Origin of the sequence: Streptomyces sp. NPDC058459, from assembly GCF_042721685.1 — a bacterium.
GTDB lineage: Bacteria > Actinomycetota > Actinomycetes > Streptomycetales > Streptomycetaceae > Streptomyces.
The window spans coordinates 1-24,455 of sequence record NZ_JBHXLV010000095.1 but is presented as its reverse complement, the minus strand read 5'-3'; the positions used below and the strand labels follow the sequence as shown (position 1 = coordinate 24,455).

Sequence of the window (24,455 nt, the reverse complement as noted above, 5' to 3'; positions counted from 1 at the left end):
CCGCTCCGCTATCTCTTAGGGGGCCAACCCGGGGGGGGGGACCCGGCGCGAGCCCCCGGGGCACGCCCCCTCGAAACATGTCAGGCGTCCAGCGCCGCGACCTCCGCCGCCGTCGGGTACGACTCCTGCGCCCCGCGCCGGGTCACGGCGGCCGCGCCCACCCGGGCCGCGTACGCCGCCGCCTCGGCCAGCTCCTCGTCCGCGCCCAGCCGCCAGGCCAGCGCGGCCGTGAAGGCGTCCCCGGCACCCGTGGTGTCCACCGCGGCCACCACCACCGACGGCACCGACCGCGCGCCGGAGGCGTCGCACACCAGCGCGCCCTTCGCGCCGAGCGTGACCACCACCGAGCGCGGACCCAGGGCCAGCAGCCGCCGCGCCCAGTCGGCGGGATCGTCACCGGGGTCCGCGTCGCCGAGCAGCACCCGCGCCTCGTGCTCGTTGACCACCAGCGGGTCGCAGGCGGCCAGCACCTCGTCGGGCAGCGGGCGCGGCGGGGACGGGTTCAGCACGAACCGGGTGCCCTCGGGCAGCCCCCGCACCACGGCCGCCACCGTCTCCAGCGGGATCTCCAGCTGCGCCGACACCACCCGGGCCGCGCCCAGCACCCCCGCCGCCACATCACCCTCGGTCAGACGGGCGTTGGCGCCGGGGGAGACCACGATGCTGTTGTCCCCGGACGGGTCGACGGTGATGAGCGCGACCCCGGTCGGCGCCCCGCCGGTCAGCACCGCCGAGGTGTCCACCCCGGCCGAGCGGAGCGAGTCCAGCAGCAGCCGGCCGTGGCCGTCGTCGCCGACCCGTGCCAGCAGCGCCGTACGGGCGCCGAGGCGGGCGGCGGCGACCGCCTGGTTGGCGCCCTTGCCGCCCGGATGGACGGCCAGGTCACCGCCGAGCACCGTCTCCCCGGCACCCGGCCGCCGCTCCACCCCGACCACCAGATCGGCGTTGGCGGACCCCACGACCAGCAGGTCGTAGTCGTACATCAAGAAGCTCCCTTACGGATGTCGAGGCGCGGTCAGCCGGTGAAGCCGGCCACGTTCTCCCGGGTGACGACCTTCACCGGCACCTTCACCATCGGGGCGAGCTTGCCGCCGTCCAGCGCCTTGAGGGCGTTGGTGACGGCGATCCGGCCGAGCTGGGTCGGCTGCTGCGCCACCGACGCGTACAGGCTGCCGTCCTTGACGGCCTTGAGTCCGTCCGGGGTGCCGTCGAAGCCGACGACCTGCACGGACCTGCCCGCCTTGGCGCCGAGCGCCTTGATCGCGCCGAGGGCCATCTCGTCGTTGGCCGCGATGACGCCCTGCACATCGGGGTGGGCCTGGAGCAGGTTGGACATCACGTCCAGACCCTTGGCCCGGTCGAAGTCGGCCGGCTGCTGGGCCAGCACCTTGATGCCGGGGAACTGCCCCAGCCCCTTGGCGAAGCCCGCGGCCCGCTCACGCGCGGCGGAGGTGCCCGCCTGGCCCTGGAGGACCACGATCCGGCCGGTGCCGCCGAGCTTCTCCGCGACCGCCTTCGCCGCCAGCTCACCGCCCGCCACGTTGTCGGAGGCGACCAGCGCGGCCACCTTCGCCTTGTTGACCCCGCGGTCCACCGCGATCACCGGGATGCCGGCCTTGCCCGCCGCCTTCACCGAGTTGCCGGCCGCGTCGGAGTCCACCGGGTTGACGATGACCGCGCCGTAGCCGGAGCTGGTGAAGTTCTGCAGCTGGTCGGCCTGCTGGGAGGCGTCGTCCCGGGCGTCGGTGACGGTGAGGTCCACGCCCCGCTTCTTCGCCTCCGCCTGCGCGCCCTCCCGGATCTGCACGAAGAACGGGTTGTTCAGCGTCGACAGGGACAGCCCCAGCTTGGGGTCGGCCGAGGCCGAGCCGTTGTGCAGGAAGGAGGTCGCGCCGACGATCGCCACCGTCACCACGGCCGCCAGCCCGTACGTCGCCGCCTGCTTGCCCCGGTTCCCGCCCCCGGTACCGGCCGCCACCGGGGTCGCCCCCGCCTTGCGGCGCACGGTGTCCAGCAGCACGGCCAGCGCGATGACCACACCGATCACGACCTGCTGCCAGAACGCGGAGACGGAGAGCAGGTTGAGGCCGTTGCGCAGCACCGCCAGGATCAGCGCGCCGATCAGGGTGCCCGACGCCTTGCCCGAGCCGCCCGCCAGCGAGGCACCGCCGATGACGACGGCCGCGATGGCGTCCAGCTCGTAGCCGTCGGCGGCCTGCGGCTGCGCCGAGGACAGCCGGGAGGCCAGCACCACACCGGCGACGGCCGCGAACACCCCGGACAGCGCGTACACGGCGAGCTTCTGCCGCTTCACCCGCAGGCCGGAGAGCCGCGCTGCCTCCTCGTTGCCGCCGATCGCGTACATCGACCGGCCGATGTAGGTGCGCCCCAGCACGACCGCCGCGAGCAGCCCCATCACCACCATGACCAGCACCGGCACCGGCAGCCAGTTGCCGAGGGTGTCCCCGAGGTGGGAGACGGAGTCCGGGAACGGGATCGGCACGCCGCCGGAGATCACCAGCGACAGACCCCGCGCCACCGACAGCATCGCCAGCGTGGCGATGAACGGCGGCAGCTTCCCGTACGCCGTCAGGAAGCCGTTGACCAGGCCCGCCGCGATGCCCGTGGCGAGCGCGAGGACCACCGCGAGGGCGACCGGCACCCCGTGCGCGGTGGCGCTCCAGGCCAGCACGGTCGCCGAGAGCGCGGCCACCGAGCCCACCGACAGGTCGATGCCCGCCGAGACGATCACGAAGGTCACACCGAAGGCGAGGATCGCCGTCACGGCCGCCTGCACACCGATGTTGAGCAGGTTGTCGGTGGTCAGGAAGTCGCCCGACAGCACCGACAGGGCTATGACGAGGACGATCAGCGCGGTCAGCGCACCGTTGTCGAGCAGCAGCCGGCGGAAGCCGCCCACCGTGGAACTGCCGGAGTCCGCCCGGCTCTTGAGGGTGTCAGTGGCCACCGGGGGCCTCCGTTTCGGTACTGGGGTCGGTCGTGGGGGTGCCCACGGCGAGGGACATGACGGCGTCCTGGGTGGCCTCGGCGGCCTCGAGTTCGCCGGCGATCCGGCCCTGGGCCATCACCAGCACCCGGTCGCTCATGCCGAGCACCTCGGGCAGGTCGCTGGAGATCATCAGGACGGCGGCACCGGCCGCGGTGAGTTCGTTGATGAGCTGGTAGATCTCGACCTTCGCGCCGACGTCGATGCCGCGCGTGGGCTCGTCGAGGATCAGCACCCGCGCGTCGGCCAGCAGCCACTTGCCGATGACGACCTTCTGCTGGTTGCCGCCGGACAGGGTGCGCGCGTGCTGGCCGAGGCCCGCCATCCGCACGTTCAGCCGCTCGGCGATCCGCCCGGCCGCCGCGTACTGGCCCTTGCGGTCCACCAGCCCGCCCCGGCTGGCCGAACGCAGGGTCACCAGGCCCAGGTTCTCCGCCACGGAGGCGTCCAGCACCAGGCCCTGGCCCTTGCGGTCCTCGGGCACCAGGCCGATCCCGGCGCTCAGTGCCGCGTCCACGTCGTGCCGGCGCAGCACGGTGCCGCGTACCTTCACCGTGCCCGCGTCGTACGGGTCGGCGCCGAACACCGCCCGCGCCACCTCGGTACGGCCCGCGCCGACCAGCCCGGCGATGCCGACCACCTCACCGGCGCGCACCTCGAAGCTCACGTCGTGGAAGACCCCGTTCCGGGTCAGTCCCTCGACGGCGAGCAGCGGCTCGCCACGCTCGGGGCGCTCGCGCGGGTACTGCTGCTCGATGGAGCGGCCGACCATCAGCCGGACCAGTTCGTCCTCGGGCGTGGACGCCGGGACCTGGCCGACGCTGCGGCCGTCCCGGATCACGGTGACCCGGTCGCCGAGCGCGGCGATCTCGTCCAGGTGGTGGGTGATGAACACGATGCCGACGCCGTCCGCGCGCAGCGAGCGCACCAGCGTGAACAGCCGCCCGACCTCGTCGGAGGTGAGCACCGCCGTCGGCTCGTCCATGATCAGCACGCGGGCGTCCAGGCTGAGGGCCTTGGCGATCTCCACCATCTGGAGCCGGGCGATGCCCAGTTCACGGACCCGGGTACGCGGGTGGACGTCCAGCCCGACCCGCTTCAGCAGGGCCCCGGCGTCGGCCTCCATCCGCTTGCGGTCGACCATGCCGAACCGGCGCGGCTGGCGGCCCAGGAAGATGTTCTCGGCCACCGTCAGCTCGGGGACCAGGTTGAACTCCTGGTAGATCGTGGCGATCCCGAGCGCCTCCGCGTCCCGGGCGCCGCGCACCCGTACCTCGGCGCCGTCGACCAGGATGCGCCCGGAGTCCGGCGGGCTGGCGCCGGACAGGGTCTTGATCAGGGTGGACTTGCCCGCGCCGTTCTCGCCGAGCAGGACATGGACCTCGCCCCGGCGCAGGCCGAAGTCGACGCCGTCCAGCGCGATCACACCGGGGAATGCCTTGCGGATGCCCTCGACGCGCAGCAGTTCGTCGGGATCGCTCACGGTGTGCTCCTCTGCACGGGGGTGCTCCTTCGCATGGGGGACGTGGGAGGAATCAGTACGGGTGCCGGGGCACCGCACGAGCGGCGCACCACCAGCCGGGCGTCGAGCGTGACGGACTCGGCGGCCCGCCCCTCGATCCGGTCGACCAGGGCGCGCACGGCGGCCCGGCCCAGATCGCCGGTGGGCTGGGCGATGGCGGTGATCGGCGGGTCGGTGTGCACGAACCACGGGATGTCGTCGAACACCGCCAGCGCGATGTCGTCCGGCATCCGCAGCCCGCGCGCCCGGATCGCGTCCAGCGCGCCCAGCGCCATCAGGTTGTCGGCGGCGAACACCGCCTCGGGCGGCTCGGGCAGGTCGAGGAAGCCCTCGGTGACCCGCCGTCCGCTGGCCGCCTGGAAGTCACCGTGGCCGATGTACTCGCCGGTCAGCGGCAGCCCGTACGCGGCCAGCGCGTCCCGGAAGGCGGCCACCCGCTCGCTGCCGGTCGTGGCGCCGGCCGGGCCCGCGATGATGGCGAGCCGCCGGTGCCCGAGCAGGTGCAGATGCGCCACCAGCTCCCGCACCGCCCGCCGTCCGTCGGCCCGGACCACCGGAACCTCGGCGCCGGGAATCCAGCGGTCCACGAAGACCACCGGGGTGCCCGCGCGGGCCGCCTCCAGCAGCGGCGGGGAGTCGCCGGGGGCCGGGGAGACCAGCAGACCGTCGATCCGGCGGTCCAGCAGGGTGCGGACGTGGTGGTCCTGGAGGTCGGGGCGCTCGTCGGCGTTGCCGATGATCACGCTGTACCCGAGATCCCGGGCCGCCTCCTCCACCGAGCGGGCCAGCTCGGTGAAGTACGGGTTCAGCACATCGCCGATCACCAGGCCGAGGGCGTGGGTCTGGTCGGTACGCAGGGAGCGGGCGACCGCGTTGGGCCGGTAGCCCAGCTCGGCCACGGCGGCCAGCACACGCGAGCGCGCCTCGGCGCTCACCGAGGGATGAGCGTTCAGTACGCGTGAGACCGTGGCGACGGAGACACCCGCCGCGGCGGCGACGTCCTTGATGCTCGCCATCGACGGCTCCACCTCCTTGTGGAATCGTTTACAACGACCTGTCCGGAGGATTGGAATCGATTACACGGCCTCCGGACAACCCCTTCGCGGGTGGCTGAAATCAGATCGTGATGAATCATGCTCAGCTGAGCACGGACGGTGAGAGATCCACCACCCGCGGCGCGCTGTCGGTCCTCACCGGTACCGTCGCCCCGTGGCACGACAGACGGAAAACCCCGCGGGCGAACGGCACCTGGCCGTGCTGGAAGGCGTGCTGGAGCGCATCACCTACGCCAACGAGGAGACCGGGTACACCGTCGCCCGCGTCGACACCGGGAGAGGGGGCGGCGACCTGCTCACCGTGGTCGGCGCGCTGCTCGGCGCCCAGGTGGGGGAGTCGCTGCGGCTGGAGGGCCGCTGGGGCTCGCACCCGCAGTACGGCAAGCAGTTCACCTGCGAGAACTACACGACCGTCCTCCCCGCCACCGTCCAGGGCATCCGCCGCTATCTCGGCTCCGGGCTGGTCAAGGGCATCGGCCCGGTCTTCGCCGACCGCATCACCCGGCACTTCGGCCTGGACACCCTGAAGATCATCGAGGAGGAGCCGAAGCGCCTCATCGAGGTCCCCGGACTCGGCCCCAAGCGCACCGCGCGGATCACCGACGCCTGGGAGGAGCAGAAGGCGATCAAGGAGGTGATGCTCTTCCTCCAGACCGTCGAGGTCTCCACCTCCATCGCCGTGCGGATCTACAAGAAGTACGGCGACGCCTCCATCTCCGTGGTCAAGAACCAGCCGTACCGGCTCGCCGCCGACGTCTGGGGGATCGGCTTCCTCACCGCCGACAAGATCGCCCAGTCCGTCGGCATCCCGCACGACAGCCCCGAGCGCGTCAAGGCCGGCCTCCAGTACGCCCTGTCCCAGTCCACCGACCAGGGCCACTGCTACCTCCCCGAGGAACGCCTCATCGCGGACGCGGTGAAGCTCCTCCAGGTCGACACCGGCCTGGTCATCGACTGCCTGGGCGAGCTGGCCGCCCCGGGCGAGGAGGGCGAGGAACCCGGTGTCGTACGGGAGAGGGTGCCGGGGCCCGACGGGGGCGAGCAGGTCACCGCCGTCTACCTCGTCCCCTTCCACCGCGCCGAACTCTCCCTCGCCGCCCAGCTGTCGCGGCTGCTGCGCACCGGCGAGGACCGGATGCCGGCGTTCCGGGACGTGAAGTGGGACAAGGCGCTCGGCTGGCTGAAGGGCCGCACCGGCACCGACCTCGCGCCCGAGCAGGAGGCGGCCGTCCGGCTCGCGCTCACCGCGAAGGTCGCCGTCCTCACCGGCGGCCCCGGCTGCGGCAAGTCCTTCACCGTCCGCTCGATCGTCGAACTCGCCCGCGCCCGGCGGGCCAGGGTGCTGCTCGCCGCCCCAACCGGCCGCGCCGCCAAGCGGCTGGCCGAGCTGACCGGCGCCGAGGCGTCCACCGTGCACCGGCTGCTGGAGCTGAGACCCGGCGGGGACGCCGCCTACGACCGCGACCGCCCCTTGGACGCCGACCTCGTGGTGGTGGACGAGGCGTCCATGCTCGACCTGCTGCTCGCCAACAAGCTGGTCAAGGCCGTACCGCCCGGCGCCCATCTGCTGTTCGTCGGCGATGTGGACCAGTTGCCCAGCGTCGGCGCGGGCGAGGTGCTGCGGGACCTGCTGGCCGAGGGCAGCCCGGTGCCCGCCGTCCGGCTCACCCGCGTGTTCCGCCAGGCCCAGCGGTCCGGCGTGGTCACCAACGCGCACCGGATCAACGAGGGCCGGCACCCGCTGACCGAGGGGCTGGACGACTTCTTCCTCTTCGTAGAGGACGACACCGAGGAGGCCGGCCGGCTCACCGTGGACGTGGCCGCCCGCCGCGTCCCGGCCCGCTTCGGCCTCGACCCGCGCCGGGACGTGCAGGTCCTCGCGCCGATGCACCGGGGCCCGGCCGGCGCCGGCGCCCTCAACGCCCTGCTCCAGCAGGCCATCACCCCCGGCCGCCCCGATGTGCCGGAGAAGCGGTTCGGCGGCCGGGTCTTCCGGGTCGGCGACAAGGTGACCCAGGTCCGCAACAACTACGACAAGGGCGAGAACGGCGTCTTCAACGGCACGGTGGGCGTGGTGACCTCGCTCGACCCGGTCGAGCAGCGGCTGACGGTGCTCACCGACGAGGACGAGGAGGTGGGCTACGAGTTCGACGAACTGGACGAACTGGCCCACGCCTACGCCGTGACCATCCACCGCTCCCAGGGCAGTGAGTACCCGGCCGTGGTGATCCCGGTCACCACCGGAGCCTGGATGATGCTCCAGCGGAACCTGCTGTACACGGCGGTCACCCGCGCCAAGGGGCTTGTCGTGCTGGTGGGTTCGCGCAAGGCGATCGGGCAGGCCGTGCGCACGGTGTCGGCCGGCCGCCGCTGCACGGCGCTCGATTTCAGACTCGTCGGCAAAAATGATCGATCAAATGAGTCATGAAGGTCACAGAGCACTTCCGGAACCCCCGGCCAGGGGGCAGGATGAGCAGGTTCGCGGCACTGAGTGCCGCCAATGGGCCAAGTGGCGACCCCGAGTGCACTCTCCTGAGCCAAATGGGGGATGGTAGAGACAGTCAGGGCACCTCGAAGATGAGGCACTAAGTCGGTGAGGGAAGACGTGAGCGAGCACACCAACAACTCTGTCGTACTGCGGGTCGGCGACGGCGAGTACACCTATCCGGTGGTCGACAGCACCGTCGGCGACAAGGGCTTCGACATCGGGAAGCTCCGCGCCCAGACCGGTCTGGTGACCCTGGACAGCGGCTACGGCAACACGGCCGCGTACAAATCCGCCGTCACCTACCTCGACGGCGAGGCGGGCATCCTCCGCTACCGCGGCTACCCGATCGAGCAGCTGGCCGAGCGCTCCACCTTCCTTGAGGTGGCGTACCTGCTGATCAACGGTGAGCTGCCGACCGTCGACGAGCTGGCCACGTTCAAGAACGACATCACGCGGCACACCCTGCTGCACGAGGACGTCAAGAACTTCTACCGTGGCTTCCCGCGCGACGCCCACCCGATGGCCATGCTGTCCTCGGTCGTCTCGGCGCTGTCCACCTTCTACCAGGACAGCCACAACCCGTTCGACGAGCAGCAGCGCGACCTCTCCACCATCCGCCTGCTCGCCAAGCTCCCGACGATCGCGGCGTACGCGTACAAGAAGTCCATCGGCCACCCGTTCGTCTACCCGCGCAACGACCTCGGCTACGTCGAGAACTTCCTGCGCATGACGTTCTCGGTGCCGGCCCAGGAGTACGACCTCGACCCGGTCGTCGTCTCCGCGCTGGACAAGCTGCTGATCCTGCACGCGGACCACGAGCAGAACTGCTCGACCTCCACGGTCCGCCTGGTCGGCTCCTCGCAGGCCAACATGTTCGCCTCGATCTCGGCCGGCATCAACGCGCTGTGGGGCCCGCTGCACGGCGGCGCCAACCAGTCGGTACTGGAGATGCTGGAAGGCATCCAGGCCAACGGCGGCGATGTCGACTCCTTCATCCGCAAGGTGAAGAACAAGGAGGACGGCGTCCGCCTGATGGGCTTCGGCCACCGGGTCTACAAGAGCTTCGACCCGCGCGCCAAGATCATCAAGGCCGCCGCGCACGACGTCCTCTCCGCGCTCGGCAAGTCCGACGAGCTGCTGGACATCGCGCTGAAGCTGGAGGAGCACGCGCTCTCCGACGACTACTTCGTCTCGCGCAACCTCTACCCCAACGTGGACTTCTACACCGGTCTGATCTACCGGGCCATGGGCTTCCCGACCGAGATGTTCACGGTCCTGTTCGCCCTCGGCCGGCTGCCGGGCTGGATCGCCCAGTGGACCGAGATGATCAAGGAGCCGGGTTCCCGCATCGGCCGCCCGCGCCAGATCTACACGGGCGTCGTCGAGCGTGACTTCGTGCCGGTCGAGCAGCGCTGAGCCTGTAGCGAAGCCGAAGAGCTGAAAAAGCGGAAGGCGCCCTGGCGTCGGTCCCCCCACGGGCCGACGTCCAGGGCGCCTTCCCATGCCCCGGTGCGGATTCCCCCCACGGGATCCGGGCCGGGCGCTCGGAGGGCAGCGCCTGAATTCGCTGCCGAGCCCGACGGGCGGACCCGTCGTGCTCCAGTGACGTAAAAGCGGTTGCGGTCTGCCGGGACAGCGCACGCTGGGAGGGCCGCTCAAAGCTTCCCGGTGTACGTGCCCCGGCTACGCTCCCCCTGGCTCTCAACTCGTTCGAGCAGGAGGTACCCCTATCCGGAGAAGTCCCCCAAGACGACTCCGGATGCCAGCCGGCGCCCCCCAAGACGCTGGACTGACACCGCCAACTTAGACCTTCGAACCCCTTCGATGGTTACGTTCGCGTCACTGTGATCTGCGTCTCTTGCATACGTCCCATTACTGCGCAAGAGTCCCGATACGGCGATCGGGGCCCAAGCGTAAGGAAGATGCGCGAGCCTTGTGAAGAGCTTATGTGAGGTGCGCGCCGTACTCCAGAGGGACTCTTACTTCTCCTCGGAGGACTTCTTCCGGCCACCCGCGGCACTTCCTGGCCCGTTTCAGTGGAACCGGCGCAGCCGCAGGCTGTTGGTGACCACGAACACCGAGGAGAACGCCATCGCCGCCCCCGCGATCATCGGGTTCAGCAGGCCCGCCGCGGCCAGCGGCAGCGCGGCCACGTTGTAGCCGAAGGCCCACACCAGGTTGCCCTTGATGGTGGCGAGCGTGCGCCGGGAGAGCCGGATGGCGTCGGCGGCCACCCGCAGGTCGCCCCGGACCAGGGTGAGATCGCCGGCCTCGATGGCCGCGTCGGTGCCGGTGCCCATGGCGAGACCGAGGTCGGCGGTGGCGAGCGCGGCCGCGTCGTTCACCCCGTCCCCGACCATGGCGACGGTCCGCCCCTCGCGCCGCAGCTTCCGGACCACGTCCACCTTATCCTCGGGCAGCACCTCGGCTATGACCTCGTCGATGCCGACCTCGCGCGCCACCGCCTCGGCGACCGTGCGGTTGTCCCCGGTGAGCAGCACGGGTGTCAGGCCCAGGGCGCGCAGTGCGCGTACCGCCTCGGCGCTGGTCTCCCTGACCGCGTCCGCGACGGCGAGCACCGCACGCGCCTTCCCGTCCCAGCCGGCCACCACGGCCGTACGGCCCTCCTGCTCGGCCCGGGTGCGGGCGGCGGCCAGCTCCTCGGGCAGGTCGTCCCAGAGCCGTCCGGCGGCCACCTCGTGGCCGTCCACCCGGCCGCGTACGCCACGGCCGGGGACGTTCTCGAAGTGCTCGGGCGCGGGCAGCGCGCCGGTCCGCTTCTCGGCGCCGTCCGCGACCGCGCGGGCGACCGGGTGCTCGGAGGCGTGCTCCAGGGCGCCGACGAGCCGCAGCACCTGCTTCTCGTCCTCGCCGGGGGCGGTGTACACCTCCTGGAGCGTCATCCGGCCGGTGGTGACGGTGCCGGTCTTGTCCAGGACGACGGTGTCCACACGACGGGTCGACTCCAGCACCTCGGGGCCCTTGATGAGGATGCCGAGCTGCGCGCCCCGCCCGGTGCCGACCATCAGCGCGGTCGGGGTGGCGAGGCCCAGGGCGCAGGGGCAGGCGATGATCAGTACGGCGACGGCGGCGGTGAACGCGGCGACCGTGTCCCCGGTGACGCCCAGCCAGACGCCGAAGGTACCGAGCGCGACGAGGATGACGACGGGCACGAACACGGCGGAGATCCGGTCGGCCAGGCGCTGCACCTCGGCCTTGCCGTTCTGCGCGTCCTCCACCATCCGGGCCATCCGGGCCAGCTGGGTGTCGCCGCCGACCCGGGTCGCCTCGACGAGCAGACGCCCGCCCGCGTTGACCGTGGCGCCGGTGACCTGGTCGCCGGGGGAGACGTCGACGGGCACGGACTCGCCGGTCAGCATGGCGGCGTCGACGGCTGAGAAGCCTTCGAGCACCGTGCCGTCGGTGGCGATCTTCTCGCCGGGCCGCACCACGAACCGGTCGCCCACGGCGAGCGAACCCACCGGCACCCGTGTCTCCCGCCCGTCCCGCAGCACGGTCACGTCCTTGGCGCCCAGCTCCATCAGCGCCCGCAGCGCGGCGCCGGCCCGGCGCTTGGAGCGGGCCTCCAGATAGCGGCCGAGCAGGATCAGCGCGACGACCCCGGCGGCGACCTCCAGATAGATGACGGAGGTGCCCTCGGTGCGGGAGACGGTGAACGAGAAGGCGTGCCGCATGCCGGGCAGGCCCGCGTGGCCGAAGAACAGTGCCCACAGGGACCAGCCGAACGCGGCCAGGGTGCCGACCGAGACCAGGGTGTCCATGGTGGCCGCGCCGTGCCGCAGGTTGGTCCAGGCGGCCCGGTGGAAGGGCAGGCCGCCCCAGACGACCACGGGCGCGGCGAGGGTCAGCGAGAGCCACTGCCAGTTGTCGAACTGGAGCGCCGGGACCATGGCCAGCAGGATGACGGGCGCGGCGAGCAGGGCGGAGACGAGCAGTCGCTGCCGGAGCGCGGACAGCTCGGGGTCGCGCCCGGCCGGCGTCCCGCCGGACCCGGCTGCCGGTTCGGGCTCCGGGGGCGGGGGCTCCTCGGCGGTGTAGCCGGTCTTCTCCACGACCGCGATCAGGTCCGTGACGCGGACGCCGCCGCCGAAGCTGACCTTCGCCTTCTCCGTCGCGTAGTTCACGGTGGCGCTCACACCGTCCATGCGGTTGAGCTTCTTCTCCACCCGCGCGGCACAGGACGCGCAGGTCATGCCGCCGATGAGCAGCTCGACCCGGTCGCCGTCCGCCGCGGGGACCGTACGCCCCGTCGCTGTGGTGGTGCTGGTCATGCCCGGACTCCAGACATCGGACCGGGCCTCACGGAAGCCAGTATGAGCTGGTCGGTACGGCCCGGTCGGGGAAGGGTTTCTCGCTCAGGCCCGGCCGGTCAGCTCGAAGCCCGCCTCGTCGACGGCGGCGCGCACGGCCTCCTCGTCGAGCGGGGCCGCCGAGATGACGGTGACCTCACCGGTGGAGGCGACCGCCTTCACCGAGCTGACGCCGGCGAGCTGGGAGATCTCGCCGGAGACGGAGCCCTCGCAGTGGCCGCAGCTCATGCCGCTCACCTGGTAGACGGCGGTGACGGAGCCGGGGGTGTCGGTCTGGGCGCTCATGTCGTTCTCCTCGTCGTACAGGGGGGTTCTCGGGAACCCCTCACACTTCGAACACTATACCCCTAGGGGGTATTCCCCAAGGGGTGGCCGGGCAGGGATGGATTCACCGGCACCCTATGTATACGCCCGCTTTGTCGTGGTACGACGAACGCCCGCACCCCGTCTCTCGGAGGTGTGCGGGCGTCCATGGCCGGGCGGCGCGGGGCTCAGCCCTCTCTGCGGCCCCGGTTGCCGGGCCGGGAGGCGACCCAGGCGCGCACGGTGTCGGCGTACCAGTAGGGCTTGCCGCTCTCCACGAGGTCGGGCGGTGGCAGCAGGCCGTGTTTCCGGTAGGACCGTACGGTGTCCGGCTGCACCCGGATGTGTGCCGCGATTTCCTTGTAGGACCAGAGCCTGCGGTCGGTCATGCGTCGCACCTCCTGCGCGCGCCGCGGCGTCGGCCGTGGGGCGGCCGTCGGGGGAGCCGGGCGCTGTGTGCTGGTGATCACCAAGCCTGTGCCCGGTCAACGACGCAGAGTGACCGTGGGCTAGCGGCTGTGGGCCGGGTGTGACGGAGCACCCGCGTACGCGTGACACATGTGACAGGGGAGGGGCGTTTGTGACACGACCACAGCAGAAGGAGCGGGTGCGTGCCGGGCGTGGCGGGTTGACCCGGGTGGGCGGGACCGTCGTGCACGCCCGCGCGCGAGGCGCCCGGCGGTACGTTTGTCCGGCGGTGCGCTTATACGCCGCACGACCTCAGGAACGCGCGGGTGCGGCGGGCGATGGGCAGCGGCCGGTCCGGCTCGCAGGGGTACATGTCCTGCTCGACGATGGCGAACAGGCCGGTGCCCAGCTTCGCCGCCGCCTCCAGGACCGGGCCCAGCGCCGGTACCCCGGTGGGGGGTTCGCACATCACACCCCGCGCGACCGCCGGGCCGAACGGGGTGCCCTCCGCCCGCACCCGGGCCAGGATCTCCGGGTCGACCTGCTTGAGGTGGAGGTAGCCGATGCGCTCGCCGTAGGTCTCGATCAGCTCGACGCTGTCGCCGCCGCAGTAGGCGTAGTGGCCGGTGTCCAGGCAGAGGGAGACCAGGGCGGGGTCGGTGGCGTCGAGGAAGCGGGTGACGTTCGCCTCGGTGTCGAGGTGGGTGTCGGCGTGCGGGTGGACGACGATCGTCAGGCCGTAGCGCTCGCGGACCTCGTGGCCCAGCCGCTCGGTCTGCGCGGTCAGGTCGCGCCACTGGGCCGGGGTCAGCCCGGCCGGCTCCAGCACCGCGCCGGTCCGGTCGTCCCGCCAGAAGGACGGGATGACGACGAGGTGACGGGCGCCGGTCGCCCGGGTCAGCCCGGCGACGGCGGAGACGTGCTCCCAGGTCTGCTCCCACACCGCGGGGCCGTGGTGCAGCCCGGTGAACACGGTCCCGGCCGACACCTTCAGGCCCCGCCGGGCGGTCTCCTCGGCGAGCACCCCGGGGTCGGTTGGCAGATATCCGTAGGGACCCAGTTCGATCCACTCGTAGCCGGACGCGGCCACCTCGTCGAGGAAGCGCCGCCAGGGGACCTGGGCGGGGTCGTCCGGGAACCAGACACCCCAGGAGTCTGGCGCCGACCCGATGCGGACACGGGGCGGCGGGGAGGGCGGCGTCGACGTCATGGCCGCCAGCGTGCGGGCCACCCGAAAGGGTGTCAAGCGCTGGTCCGAATGTCTGGACAAAATGTTGACAGCCTCCCCGGACCGGACTAGAAAGCCGGGGGAGAGACCTGACGAACGTGACGAAGGGGAGCCGATGGCGGATTCGGCGGCGTACGACCTGATCACCATGGGACGTGTCGGGGTGGACCTCTATCCCCTCCAGACCGGTGTCCCGCTCGCCCAGGTGTCCTCCTTCGGCAGGTTCCTCGGCGGCTCCGCCACCAATGTCGCGGTCGCCGCCGCCCGCCTCGGCCTCGGAACCGCCGTCATCACCCGTACCGGTGACGATCCGTTCGGCACGTACCTCCACGAGGCCCTGCGCGGCTTCGGCGTCGACGACCGCTGGGTCACCCCGGTCCCCGGCCTGCCCACCCCGGTCACCTTCTGCGAGGTCTTCCCGCCGGACGACTTCCCGCTGTACTTCTACCGCCGGCCCAAGGCCCCCGACCTGGAGATCCACCCCGGCGAACTCGACCTGGACGCGATCCGCGCGGCCCGCGTCCTCTGGGTCACCGGCACCGGCCTGAGCGAGGAGCCCAGCCGCACCGCCACCCTCACCGCCCTCGCCCACCGCGCCAGGTCCGGCATCACGGTCTTCGACCTGGACTGGCGGCCCGCGCTCTGGAGCGACCCGGCCCGGCGCGACCCCGACGCGGCCCGCCCCCTCTACGCCGAGGCCCTGCGGCACGCCACCGTCGCCGTCGGCAACCTGGACGAGGTGGAGATCGCCACCGGCATCCGCGAACCGCATGCCGCCGCCCGCGCACTGCTGGCCGCCGGGGTGGAGCTGGCGGTGGTCAAGCAGGGCCCCGAGGGTGTGCTCGCCGTCCACCGCGACGGCGAGCACGCCGAGGTGCCCCCGCTGCCCGTCACCGTCCTCAACGGCCTCGGCGCGGGCGACGCGTTCGGCGGCTCGCTGTGCCACGGCCTGCTCGCGGGGTGGGACCTGGAGACGGTCCTGCGGCACGCCAACGCCGCCGGCGCCATCGTCGCCTCCCGTCTGGAGTGCTCGTCGGCGATGCCGACCCCGGACGAGGTCTCGGCCGCGCTCGCGGCGGGAGCCGTGCGATGAGCACCGCCCACGTCGACGTGGCCACCCTCGTCCACCTCCGCACCCGGCATCCCGAGGCCATCGCGGAGGCCGCCGAGCGCCGGGTCACGCGGCCGCTGCTCGGGCCGAGCGGACGGCTGCTGATCGTCGCCGCCGACCACCCGGCACGCGGGGCGCTCGGCGCCGGCGGACGCCCCTTCGCCATGGCCAACCGCGCCGACCTGCTGGAGCGGCTGTGCCTGGCGCTCTCCCGGCCCGGCGTCGACGGGGTGCTGGCCACCGCCGACATCCTCGACGACCTGCTGCTGCTCGGCGCCCTGGACGGCAAGGTCGTCCTCGGCTCCATGAACCGGGGCGGTCTCCAGGGCGCCCGCTTCGAACTGGACGACCGCTTCACCGGACACCGCCCCGAGGACATCCGGCGCCGCCGCTTCGACGCGGGCAAACTGCTGCTGCGCGTCGACCACACCGACCCCGGCTCGCTGACCACCCTGGAGGCCGCCGCCCGCACGGTCGACGCCATGGCGGAACGCCGACTCCCGCTGTTCATCGAGCCGTTCCTCAGCCGGCGCGGCCCGGACGGACACCTGCGCAACGATCTGTCCGCCGAGGCCGTCACCACCTCGCTCGCCATCGCCTCCGGGCTGGGCGGCACCTCCGCCTACACCTGGCTGAAGGTCCCGGTCACCGGTAACCCGGACGACATGGCCGAGGTCATGGCGACCACCACGCTGCCCGCCGTCCTGCTCGGCGGCGAGGCCGGAGGCTCCCCCCAGGAGCAGGCCGCCGCCTACGAGAAATGGCGCGGCGCGCTGCGACTGCCCACCGTGCGCGGCCTGGTGGTGGGCCGCACACTGCTGTACCCGGCGGACGGCGACGTGGCCGCCGCCGTGGACACCGCCGCAGGACTGCTGTGAGGGCCCGCATGACCGGCACCCGGCTCCACCTCCCGCACGGCGAGGCCGCGAGCGGCCCGTACGCGCTCGACATCGGGCCAGGCCAGGAAGGCTGGGCGCACACCCGCCTGCGCGTCGTGGCGCTGGAAGCGGGCGCCGGCCATACCTTCGACACCGGCGACGCCGAGTGGATCGTGCTCCCCCTCCAGGGTGCATGTACCGTACAAATTGAGGAGAACGAGTTTCAGATCCGCGGCCGGGAGAACGTGTTCGCGGCAGTCTCCGACTTCGCGTACGTCCCCCGCGACAGCCGGGTCCAGATCGCCTCCGGCGCGGGAGGCCGCTTCGCCCTGGCAGGAGCGAAGTGCGAGCGACGACTCCCCGCCCGCTACGGCTCCGCGCCGGAGGTCCCCGTCGAGGAGCGCGGCAGCGGCACCTGTGCCCGCCGGGTGCGCAACTTCGCCGCCGCCGACACCTTCGACTGCGACCGGCTCATCGCCGTCGAGGTCGTCACCCCGGGCGGCAACTGGTCGTCGTACCCGCCGCACAAGCACGACGAGCACCGGCCGGGCGAGGAGTCCGAGCTGGAGGAGATCTACTACTTCGAGATCGAGGACGGCGGCCTCGGCTACCAGCGCGTCTTCCCCTCCCGTCCGGGCGGCGCCGACCTGCTCGCGGAGGTCCGCACCGGTGACGCGGTCCTCGTTCCCGACGGCTGGCACGGCCCGTCGATCGCCCAGCCCGGCCACGCCATGTACTACCTGAACGTGATGGCCGGACCCGGCGCCGGCCGCGAATGGCGGATCAGCTTCCATCCTGGCCACCGAGGGGGTTACCGGTGACCACCAGGCTCACGGTCGCGCAGGCACTCGTCCGCTTCCTCGCCGCCCAGCACACCGAACGCGACGGCGTACGGCAGCGGCTCATCGGCGCCACGTGGGGCATCTTCGGCCACGGCAACGTCGCCGGGATCGGCCAGGCCCTGCTGGAGTACCGGGAGTCGATGCCCTACCACCAGGGCCGCAACGAGCAGGCGATGGTGCACGCGGCCGTCGGGTACGCCCGCCAGTCGGACCGCCTCTCCACCCACGCGGTGACCACCTCCATCGGCCCCGGCGCCACCAACCTCGTCACCGGCGCCGCCCTCGCCACCGTCAACCATCTGCCCGTCCTGCTGCTCCCCGGCGACGTCTTCGCCGCCCGCCCCGCCGACCCCGTCCTCCAGCAGCTCGAACTCCCCTACGCGGGCGATGTGTCGGTGAACGACACCCTGCGCCCGGTGTCCCGGTACTTCGACCGGATCACCCGCCCCGAGGCCCTGATCCCGAGCGCGCTCGCTGCCGTGCGGGTGCTCACCGACCCCGTCGACACCGGCGCCGTCACCCTCGCCCTCCCGCAGGACGTGCAGGCCGAGGCGTACGACTGGCCCGAGGAGTTCTTCACCGACCGGGTGTGGACCGTCCGCAGACCCGGCGCCGACCCGGGCGAACTCGGCGAGGCGGTGAGGATGATCAGGGCGGCCCGGCGCCCCCTCGTCGTCGCGGGCGGCGGGGTCCACCACAGCCGCGCCGAGGACGCGCTCGCGGAGTTCGCCGCCGCCACCGGCATCCCGGTCGCCTCCACCCAGGCCGGCAAGGGCTCCCTGCGCCACGACCACCCCCAGGACGTGGGCGGCATCGGCCACACCGGCACCGACACCGCCGACGGACTCGCCCGCGCGGCCGACCTGGTGATCGGCGTCGGCACCCGGTACACCGACTTCACCACCGCCTCCGGCACCCTCTTCGCCGGCCCCGGTGTGCGCTTCCTCAACCTCAACATCGCGCCCTTCGACGGCCACAAGCTGGCCGGGCTCCCGCTGATCGCCGACGCCCGCAGCGGCCTGGGCGAGCTGACCGAGGCGCTGGGTACGCACGGACACCGGGTGCCGGAGGCGTATCTCGCGGACTACACGGCGGCCAAGGCGGACTGGGAGCGCCGCGTGGACGCCTGCTTCGCCGCCGGGGACCCGCACGCGGTGCCGACCCAGACCCAGGTGATCGGCGCACTCGACGCCCTGGTCGACGCGAGCGACATCATCGTGAACGCGGCCGGCTCCCTCCCCGGCGACCTGCACAGACTCTGGCGGACCCGCGCCCGCGACCAGTACCACGTGGAGTACGGCTACTCCTGCATGGGCTACGAGATCCCGGCCGCCCTCGGCGTGAAGCTCGCCGCGCCCGAGCGGAACGTCTGGGCGCTGGTCGGCGACGGCACGTACCTGATGATGCCGACCGAGATCGTCACCGCCGTCCAGGAGGGCCTGGCGGTGAAGACGGTGCTGATCCAGAACCACGGGTACGCGTCCATCGGCGGCCTGTCGGAGTCGGTCGGCGCCGAGCGGTTCGGCACCGCCTACCGGCACACCGCCGAGGACGGCACCTTCACCGGGCCGCCGCTCCCGGTCGACCTGGCCGCCAACGCGGCCAGCCTCGGCATGCGGGTGCTGCGCGCCCGGACCGCGGGCGAGCTGCGGGACGCCCTCGCCGGGGCACGCGCCGCGGACACTCCCACTTGTGTCTACGTGGAGACCGAAACGTCCGACAGTGTGTCGGGCGCGCCTCCCGCAGCGGCCTGGTGGGATGTTCCTGTGGCCGAGACCGCGACCAGACCGTCCGCGGTCGAGGCACGCGAGCTGTACGAACGGCACCTGCCGGCCCGCCGCCGCCACCTGTGACAAGGAGCCCGAGGACATGACGAAGATCGTCGACCACTGGATCGGCGGCAAGACCGCCGAGGGCGCGTCGGGCGCGTACGGGCCGGTCACCGACCCGGCGACCGGCGAGGTCACCACGAAGGTCGCCTTCGCCTCCGTCGAGGAGGTGGACGCGGCGGTCGCCGCCGCCAAGGACGCCTTCACCACCTGGGGGCGGTCGTCGCTGGCCCAGCGCACGTCCGTCCTGTTCCGGTTCCGGGCGCTGCTGGACGAGCACCGCGACGAGATCGCCGCGCTGATCACCGCCGAGCACGGCAAGGTGCACTCCGACGCGCTCGGCGAGGTCGCGCGCGGCCTGGAGATCGTGGACCTGGCCTGCGGGATCAGCGTCCAGCTCAAGGGCGAGCTGTCCACCCAGGTCGCCACCGGTGTCGACGTGGCGGCGCTCCGGCAGCCGCTCGGGGTGGTCGCGGGCATCACCCCGTTCAACTTCCCGGCGATGGTGCCGATGTGGATGTTCCCGCTGGCCGTCGCGTGCGGCAACACCTTCGTGCTGAAGCCGTCGGAGAAGGACCCGTCGGCCGCTGTCCGGCTGGCCGGGCTGCTGGCCGAGGCCGGACTGCCGGACGGGGTGTTCAACATCGTGCACGGTGACAAGGTGGCCGTCGACCGCCTGCTGGAGCACCCGGACGTGCGGGCGGTGTCCTTCGTCGGCTCCACCCCCGTCGCCCGGTACATCCACGCGACCGCCTCCGCCCACGGCAAGCGCGTCCAGGCCCTCGGCGGCGCCAAGAACCACATGCTGGTGCTGCCGGACGCCGACCTCGACGCGGCCGCCGACGCCGCCGTGTCCGCTGCCTACGGCTCGGCGGGCGAGCGCTGCATGGCCATCTCGGCGGTCGTCGCGGTGGGCGCCATCGGTGACGAACTGGTGCGGAAGATCCGCGAGCGCGCCGAGAAGATCAGGATCGGCCCCGGCAGCGACCCGGCCTCGGAGATGGGCCCGCTGATCACGAAGGCCCACCGGGACAAGGTGGCCGCCTACGTCTCGGGCGCCGCCGCCGAGGGCGCCGAGGTCGTGCTCGACGGCACCGGCCACACCGTCGAGGGCCACGAGAACGGCCACTGGATCGGCATCTCCCTGCTCGACAAGGTGCCGACCAGCGCGAAGGCGTACCAGGACGAGATCTTCGGCCCGGTGCTGTCGGTCCTGCGCGTCGGCACCTACGAGGACGGCGTCGCCCTCATCAACGCCTCGCCCTACGGCAACGGCACCGCGATCTTCACCCGTGACGGCGGTGCCGCCCGCCGCTTCCAGCTGGAGATCGAGGCGGGCATGGTCGGCGTGAACGTCCCCATCCCGGTCCCGGTCGGCTACCACTCCTTCGGCGGCTGGAAGGACTCCCTCTTCGGCGACCACCACATCTACGGCAACGACGGCACGCACTTCTACACCCGCGGCAAGGTCGTCACCACCCGCTGGCCCGACCCGGCCGACGCCCCCGCCGGCGTCGACCTGGGCTTCCCGCGCAACCACTGAGCCCCGCACGCGACCGGGCCCCAAGACAGCGGCGACCGTCCTCCGGCCCGGTCCTTCTCCGGCCGGCGCCCGCGGTTCCCGTACGGGCGACAAGCGGGCGGGTGCCTGCCGGATGCCGCTGTCCACATCACCGACAGCGGCTCAATCCTGCGGATTCCGTAGCGCCGGTGATCCAGGCGCCGGCGCGCAGGTCGAGCCCGCCGTCGCCACCCTCTACCGTGCCCTCTGCCTGCGGCCCCGCCGCGACACCCACTGGCTGGTCAAGCTCCCCGAGGACGCCCGGGACTGACCAGGCCGCCCCTCCCTACCACGCCCGCAGTACGCCTGTCCGGGCCCGTACTCCCGAAGGAGGGTCGGGGGTTCAGCCCGGCGGGGCCGTCCGGCGGGGAAGGCGGCCCGTACCGTTGGGTCATGGATCATCGAGTGTCCCGGCTGCTGAAGAGGCCCCGGCGGGCGGCCGCCGCACTGGGGGCCGCCGTGCTGCTGGCCGCCGGCACCTGGACCGCGACCGCGACCGCCGCGGACACGCCCCGCCCGCACCGCGACGACCGGGTCCTGACCATGGCGGACGGCACCCGCCTCGACACCTCCTACTTCACCTCCGGTAGCGGCGGCCGCCGCCCGGCCGTCCTGCTCGCCCACGGCTTCGGCGGCAGCAAGGACGACCTGCGCGCCCAGGCCGAGGACCTCGCCGGGCACGGGTACGCCGTACTCACCTGGTCGGCCCGCGGGTTCGGCCACTCCACCGGGAAGATCGGGCTCAACGACCCGGCCCACGAGGTCACCGACGTCTCCCGCCTCATCGACTGGCTGGCCGCCCGCCCCGAGGTCCGCCTCGACAAGGCCGGCGACCCCCGCGTGGGCGTGGCGGGCGGCTCCTACGGCGGCGCGATCTCCCTGCTGGCCGCCGGACACGACCCGCGCGTCGACGCCATCGCGCCCGCCGTCACCTACTGGGACCTCGCCGACGCCCTCTTCCCGAACGGCGTGTTCAAGAAGCTGTGGACCGGCGTCTTCTTCAACTCCGGCGGCGGCTGCGCCCGGTTCGAGCCCGCGCTGTGCGCGATGTACCAGCGCGTCGCCCAGTCCGGCGTCCCCGACGCCGACGCCCGCGCCCTGCTCCAGCGCCGCTCACCCTCCGCCGTGGCCGACCGGATCAAGGTCCCCACCCTGCTCTTCCAGGGCCAGACCGACTCCCTGTTCACCCTCGCCCAGTCCGACGCCGCCGAACGCGCGATCCGAGCCAACGGCGCGCCCGTCAAGGTCGACTGGATCGCGGGCGGCCACGACGGAGGCGACCTGGAGAGCGGCCGGGTCCAGGGGCGGATGCGGGACTGGTTCGACCACTACCTCAAGGGCGAGACGGCCACCGGAACCGGACCCGCCTTCCGGATCACCCGCACCGGCGGCATCGACTCCACCGACGGCAGCACCCGCAGCCGGGGCGCCACCGCCGGCACCTACCCCGGCCTGCGCTCCGACCCCCGCACCATCGCCCTCGGCGGCCGCGAGCAGCGCCTCACCAACCCGGCCGGCGCCAGCCCGCCCGCCGTCTCCGCCCTGCCCGGCCTCGGCGGCGGCGGCCTCGCCCAGCTCTCCGCCCTCGGCACCGGCGTCTCCCTCGACTTCCCCGGCCAGTACGCCAAGTTCGACGCGCGCCCCCAGCGCACCGCCCTCCGGATCACCGGCTCCCCGACCGCCCGTGTCCATGTGAAGTCCACCAGCGCCGACGCGGTCCTCTTCGCCAAGCTCTACGACGTCGGCCCGAGCGGCAGCCAGGTGCTCCCCGGCCAGCTCGTCACCCCGCTCAGGGTCACCGGCGCCAAGGCCGGCAAGGACGTCACCGTCACCCTCCCGCCCGTCGACCACGAGGTGCAGCAGGGCCACCGCCTCCGGCTCGTCCTCGCCTCCACCGACCTCGGGTACGCCTCCCCCGACGCCCCCGCGACCTACACCGTCTCCCTCGACGGCCCCCTGAGCGTGCCCACCGCCCCCGGCGTCACCACCGCGGCCACCTCACTGCCCTCCTGGGTCTGGTGGCTCCCCCTCGCGGGCGCCGTGGCCGCCCTCGCCCTCCTCCTCACCGCCCGCCGCCGCACGAGCGCCCCCGCACCCGACCCGGAGCTGTCGGAAGTCCCGCTCGTCATCAGCGACTTGAGCAAGCGCTACGCCAAGTCCGCCGACCGGTACGCCGTACGCGACCTCTCCTTCCGCGTCCAGAGGGGCCAGGTGCTCGGCCTGCTCGGGCCCAACGGCGCGGGCAAGACCACCACCCTGCGCATGCTGATGGGCCTGATCCGCCCCGACGGCGGCGAGATCCGCGTCTTCGGCCACGCCATCCGCCCCGGCGCCCCCGTCCTCTCCCGCGTCGGCGCCTTCGTGGAGGGCGCCGGCTTCCTGCCCCACCTCACCGGCCGGGAGAACCTGGAGCTGTACTGGCGCGCCACCGGCCGCCCGCCCGAGGACGCCCACCTCGCCGAGGCCCTGGACATCGCCGGCCTGGGCGACGCCCTGGCCCGCGCGGTACGCACCTACTCCCAGGGCATGCGCCAGCGCCTGGCCATCGCCCAGGCCATGCTCGGCCTGCCCGACCTGCTGATCCTGGACGAGCCCACCAACGGCCTCGACCCGCCGCAGATCCGCGAGATGCGCGAGGTGCTGATCCGTTACGCGGCCGCCGGACGCACGGTCATCGTCTCCAGCCACCTCCTCGCCGAGGTCGAGCAGTCCTGCACCCACCTGGTGGTCATGGACCGGGGCCGGCTGGTCGAGGCCGGCGCGGTCCGGGACATCGTGGGCGCCGGCGACACCCTGCTCGTCGGCACCGGCACCCCCGTCGCCGGGCCGGTCGTGGAGAAGGTGGCCGCGCTGCCCGGCGTCGCCTCCGCCGTACCCGCCGAGGAGGGGCTGCTGATCCGCCTCGAACCCGGCGGCACCGCGGGCGAACTGGTCGTGGACCTGGTCCGGCTGGAGGTGCCCGTGCTCTCCGTCGGCCCGCACCGGCGTCTGGAGGACGCCTTCCTCACCCTGATCGGAGGCTCCGCGTGAGCACGCTCACCGAGAGCGCACAGACGGCACCCGGCTACCGCGCCTCCCGCACCCTGCCCGCACGCGTGGAACTCGTCCGCCAGCTCGGGCGGCGCCGCACGCTGGTCATGGGCGCGATACTGGCCGCGCTGCCGCTGATCCTGCTGGCCGCGTTCGCGATCGGCGGGGACCCGGCCGGGCGGGGACGCCGGATCACCCTGATGGACACGGCCACCGCGTCCGGCGCCAACTTCGCCGCCGTCAGCCTCTTCGTCTCGGCCGGCTTCCTGCTGGTGATCCCGGTCGCCCTGTTCTGCGGGGACACGGTGGCCTCGGAGGCCGGCTGGTCCTCGCTGCGCTATCTGCTGGCGGCGCCCGTGCCGAGGGCCCGCCTGCTGTGGTCCAAGCTGGTGGTGGGGCTGGGGATGAGCCTGGCCGCGATGATCCTGCTGCCCACGGTGGCTCTGGCGGTGGGCACGGCCGCGTACGGCTGGGGTCCGCTGCTGGTGCCGACCGGCGGGGCGGTGGGGGCGGGTACGGCGGTCGGGCGGCTGGCCGTGGTGGTGCTGTACCTCTTCGTCTCGCAACTGGTCACCGCCGGGCTCGCGTTCTGGCTCTCCACCCGTACGGACGCCCCGCTGGGCGCGGTGGGCGGCGCGGTCGGGCTGACCATCGTCGGCAACGTGCTCGACGCCGTCACGGCCCTCGGCCACTGGCGGGACTTCCTGCCCGCGCACTGGCAGTTCGCGTGGGCCGACATCCTCCAGCCGAACGCCGAGTGGGCGGGCATGGTCCAGGGCGCCTCGGTCTCGGTCACGTACGCCCTGGTGCTCTTCGCCCTGGCCTTCCGGGGCTTCGCCCGCAAGGACATCGTGTCCTAACG

The 24,455-nt window shown here is 72.7% G+C and carries 18 protein-coding genes; 10 read left to right on the top strand and 8 right to left on the bottom strand.

What is annotated here, in order from left to right:
• Positions 1–80 precede the first annotated feature (80 nt).
• The 4 genes from ACFWN1_RS18920 to ACFWN1_RS18905 are packed head-to-tail and all read right to left on the bottom strand — an operon-like array spanning position 81 to position 5,545.
• Positions 81–983 (bottom strand): ribokinase, encoded by a 903-nt coding sequence (locus ACFWN1_RS18920; protein ID WP_384363259.1) that lies wholly within the window; start codon positions 981–983, stop codon positions 81–83.
• Between the two features lie 32 nt (positions 984–1,015).
• Entirely contained in the window at positions 1,016–2,968 is a 1,953-nt protein-coding gene (locus ACFWN1_RS18915; RefSeq protein WP_384363257.1) for a substrate-binding domain-containing protein, read from the bottom strand.
• Entirely contained in the window at positions 2,958–4,490 is a 1,533-nt protein-coding gene (locus ACFWN1_RS18910; RefSeq protein WP_384363255.1) for a sugar ABC transporter ATP-binding protein, read from the bottom strand. The genes ACFWN1_RS18915 and ACFWN1_RS18910 overlap by 11 nt, the downstream gene beginning before the upstream one ends.
• Complete coding sequence (locus tag ACFWN1_RS18905) at positions 4,487–5,545, bottom strand: LacI family DNA-binding transcriptional regulator (protein WP_384363253.1); 1,059 nt, start codon at positions 5,543–5,545, stop codon at positions 4,487–4,489. Before ACFWN1_RS18905 ends, ACFWN1_RS18910 begins: the two co-directional genes overlap by 4 nt.
• A gap of 193 nt (positions 5,546–5,738) precedes the next feature.
• Here ACFWN1_RS18905 and ACFWN1_RS18900 point away from each other — a divergent pair, with 193 nt between their 5' ends.
• Together ACFWN1_RS18900 and ACFWN1_RS18895 are read left to right on the top strand one after the other, a co-directional pair.
• Positions 5,739–8,012: an ATP-dependent RecD-like DNA helicase gene (locus ACFWN1_RS18900; protein WP_384363251.1), complete on the top strand. Its 2,274-nt coding sequence runs from the start codon at positions 5,739–5,741 to the stop codon at positions 8,010–8,012.
• Positions 8,013–8,189: 177 nt separating this feature from the next.
• Positions 8,190–9,488 carry a citrate synthase gene (locus ACFWN1_RS18895; protein WP_384363249.1) on the top strand — a complete coding sequence of 433 codons (1,299 nt, stop codon included), beginning with the start codon at positions 8,190–8,192 and terminating at the stop codon, positions 9,486–9,488.
• A gap of 617 nt (positions 9,489–10,105) precedes the next feature.
• Here the strand turns inward: ACFWN1_RS18895 and ACFWN1_RS18890 are convergent.
• The 4 genes from ACFWN1_RS18890 to ACFWN1_RS18875 form a co-directional block, all read right to left on the bottom strand.
• On the bottom strand, positions 10,106–12,364 hold the full coding sequence (locus tag ACFWN1_RS18890) for a heavy metal translocating P-type ATPase (RefSeq protein WP_384363247.1): 2,259 nt from the start codon (positions 12,362–12,364) through the stop codon (positions 10,106–10,108).
• An 84-nt stretch (positions 12,365–12,448) separates the two neighbouring features.
• Entirely contained in the window at positions 12,449–12,688 is a 240-nt protein-coding gene (locus tag ACFWN1_RS18885) for a heavy-metal-associated domain-containing protein (RefSeq protein ID WP_384363245.1), read from the bottom strand.
• A gap of 206 nt (positions 12,689–12,894) precedes the next feature.
• Positions 12,895–13,095: a helix-turn-helix transcriptional regulator gene (locus ACFWN1_RS18880; protein ID WP_384363243.1), complete on the bottom strand. Its 201-nt coding sequence runs from the start codon at positions 13,093–13,095 to the stop codon at positions 12,895–12,897.
• A 314-nt stretch (positions 13,096–13,409) separates the two neighbouring features.
• Positions 13,410–14,324 (bottom strand): sugar phosphate isomerase/epimerase family protein, encoded by a 915-nt coding sequence (locus tag ACFWN1_RS18875; RefSeq protein WP_384363241.1) that lies wholly within the window; start codon positions 14,322–14,324, stop codon positions 13,410–13,412.
• Positions 14,325–14,457: 133 nt separating this feature from the next.
• Here ACFWN1_RS18875 and iolC point away from each other — a divergent pair, with 133 nt between their 5' ends.
• From iolC to ACFWN1_RS18835, 8 genes are all read left to right on the top strand, one after another.
• Entirely contained in the window at positions 14,458–15,435 is a 978-nt protein-coding gene (gene iolC, locus ACFWN1_RS18870; RefSeq protein ID WP_384363239.1) for a 5-dehydro-2-deoxygluconokinase, read from the top strand.
• Positions 15,432–16,331, top strand: a complete 900-nt coding sequence (locus ACFWN1_RS18865) for a deoxyribose-phosphate aldolase (protein ID WP_384363237.1) — start codon at positions 15,432–15,434, stop codon at positions 16,329–16,331. Before iolC ends, ACFWN1_RS18865 begins: the two co-directional genes overlap by 4 nt.
• An 8-nt stretch (positions 16,332–16,339) precedes the next feature.
• Positions 16,340–17,152, top strand: a complete 813-nt coding sequence (gene iolB / locus ACFWN1_RS18860) for a 5-deoxy-glucuronate isomerase (RefSeq protein WP_384363235.1) — start codon at positions 16,340–16,342, stop codon at positions 17,150–17,152.
• Positions 17,149–19,026, top strand: coding sequence for a 3D-(3,5/4)-trihydroxycyclohexane-1,2-dione acylhydrolase (decyclizing) (gene iolD / locus ACFWN1_RS18855; protein WP_384363233.1), 1,878 nt, complete (start codon positions 17,149–17,151; stop codon positions 19,024–19,026). The genes iolB and iolD overlap by 4 nt, the downstream gene beginning before the upstream one ends.
• A 16-nt stretch (positions 19,027–19,042) precedes the next feature.
• On the top strand, positions 19,043–20,545 hold the full coding sequence (mmsA, locus tag ACFWN1_RS18850) for a CoA-acylating methylmalonate-semialdehyde dehydrogenase (RefSeq protein WP_384363231.1): 1,503 nt from the start codon (positions 19,043–19,045) through the stop codon (positions 20,543–20,545).
• Positions 20,546–20,657: 112 nt separating this feature from the next.
• Positions 20,658–20,834: a hypothetical protein gene (locus tag ACFWN1_RS18845; RefSeq protein ID WP_384363229.1), complete on the top strand. Its 177-nt coding sequence runs from the start codon at positions 20,658–20,660 to the stop codon at positions 20,832–20,834.
• A gap of 122 nt (positions 20,835–20,956) precedes the next feature.
• Complete coding sequence (locus ACFWN1_RS18840) at positions 20,957–23,593, top strand: alpha/beta fold hydrolase (protein ID WP_384363227.1); 2,637 nt, start codon at positions 20,957–20,959, stop codon at positions 23,591–23,593.
• Positions 23,590–24,453, top strand: coding sequence for an ABC transporter permease (locus ACFWN1_RS18835; protein ID WP_384363225.1), 864 nt, complete (start codon positions 23,590–23,592; stop codon positions 24,451–24,453). Before ACFWN1_RS18840 ends, ACFWN1_RS18835 begins: the two co-directional genes overlap by 4 nt.
• The last annotated feature ends 2 nt before the right edge of the window (positions 24,454–24,455 follow it).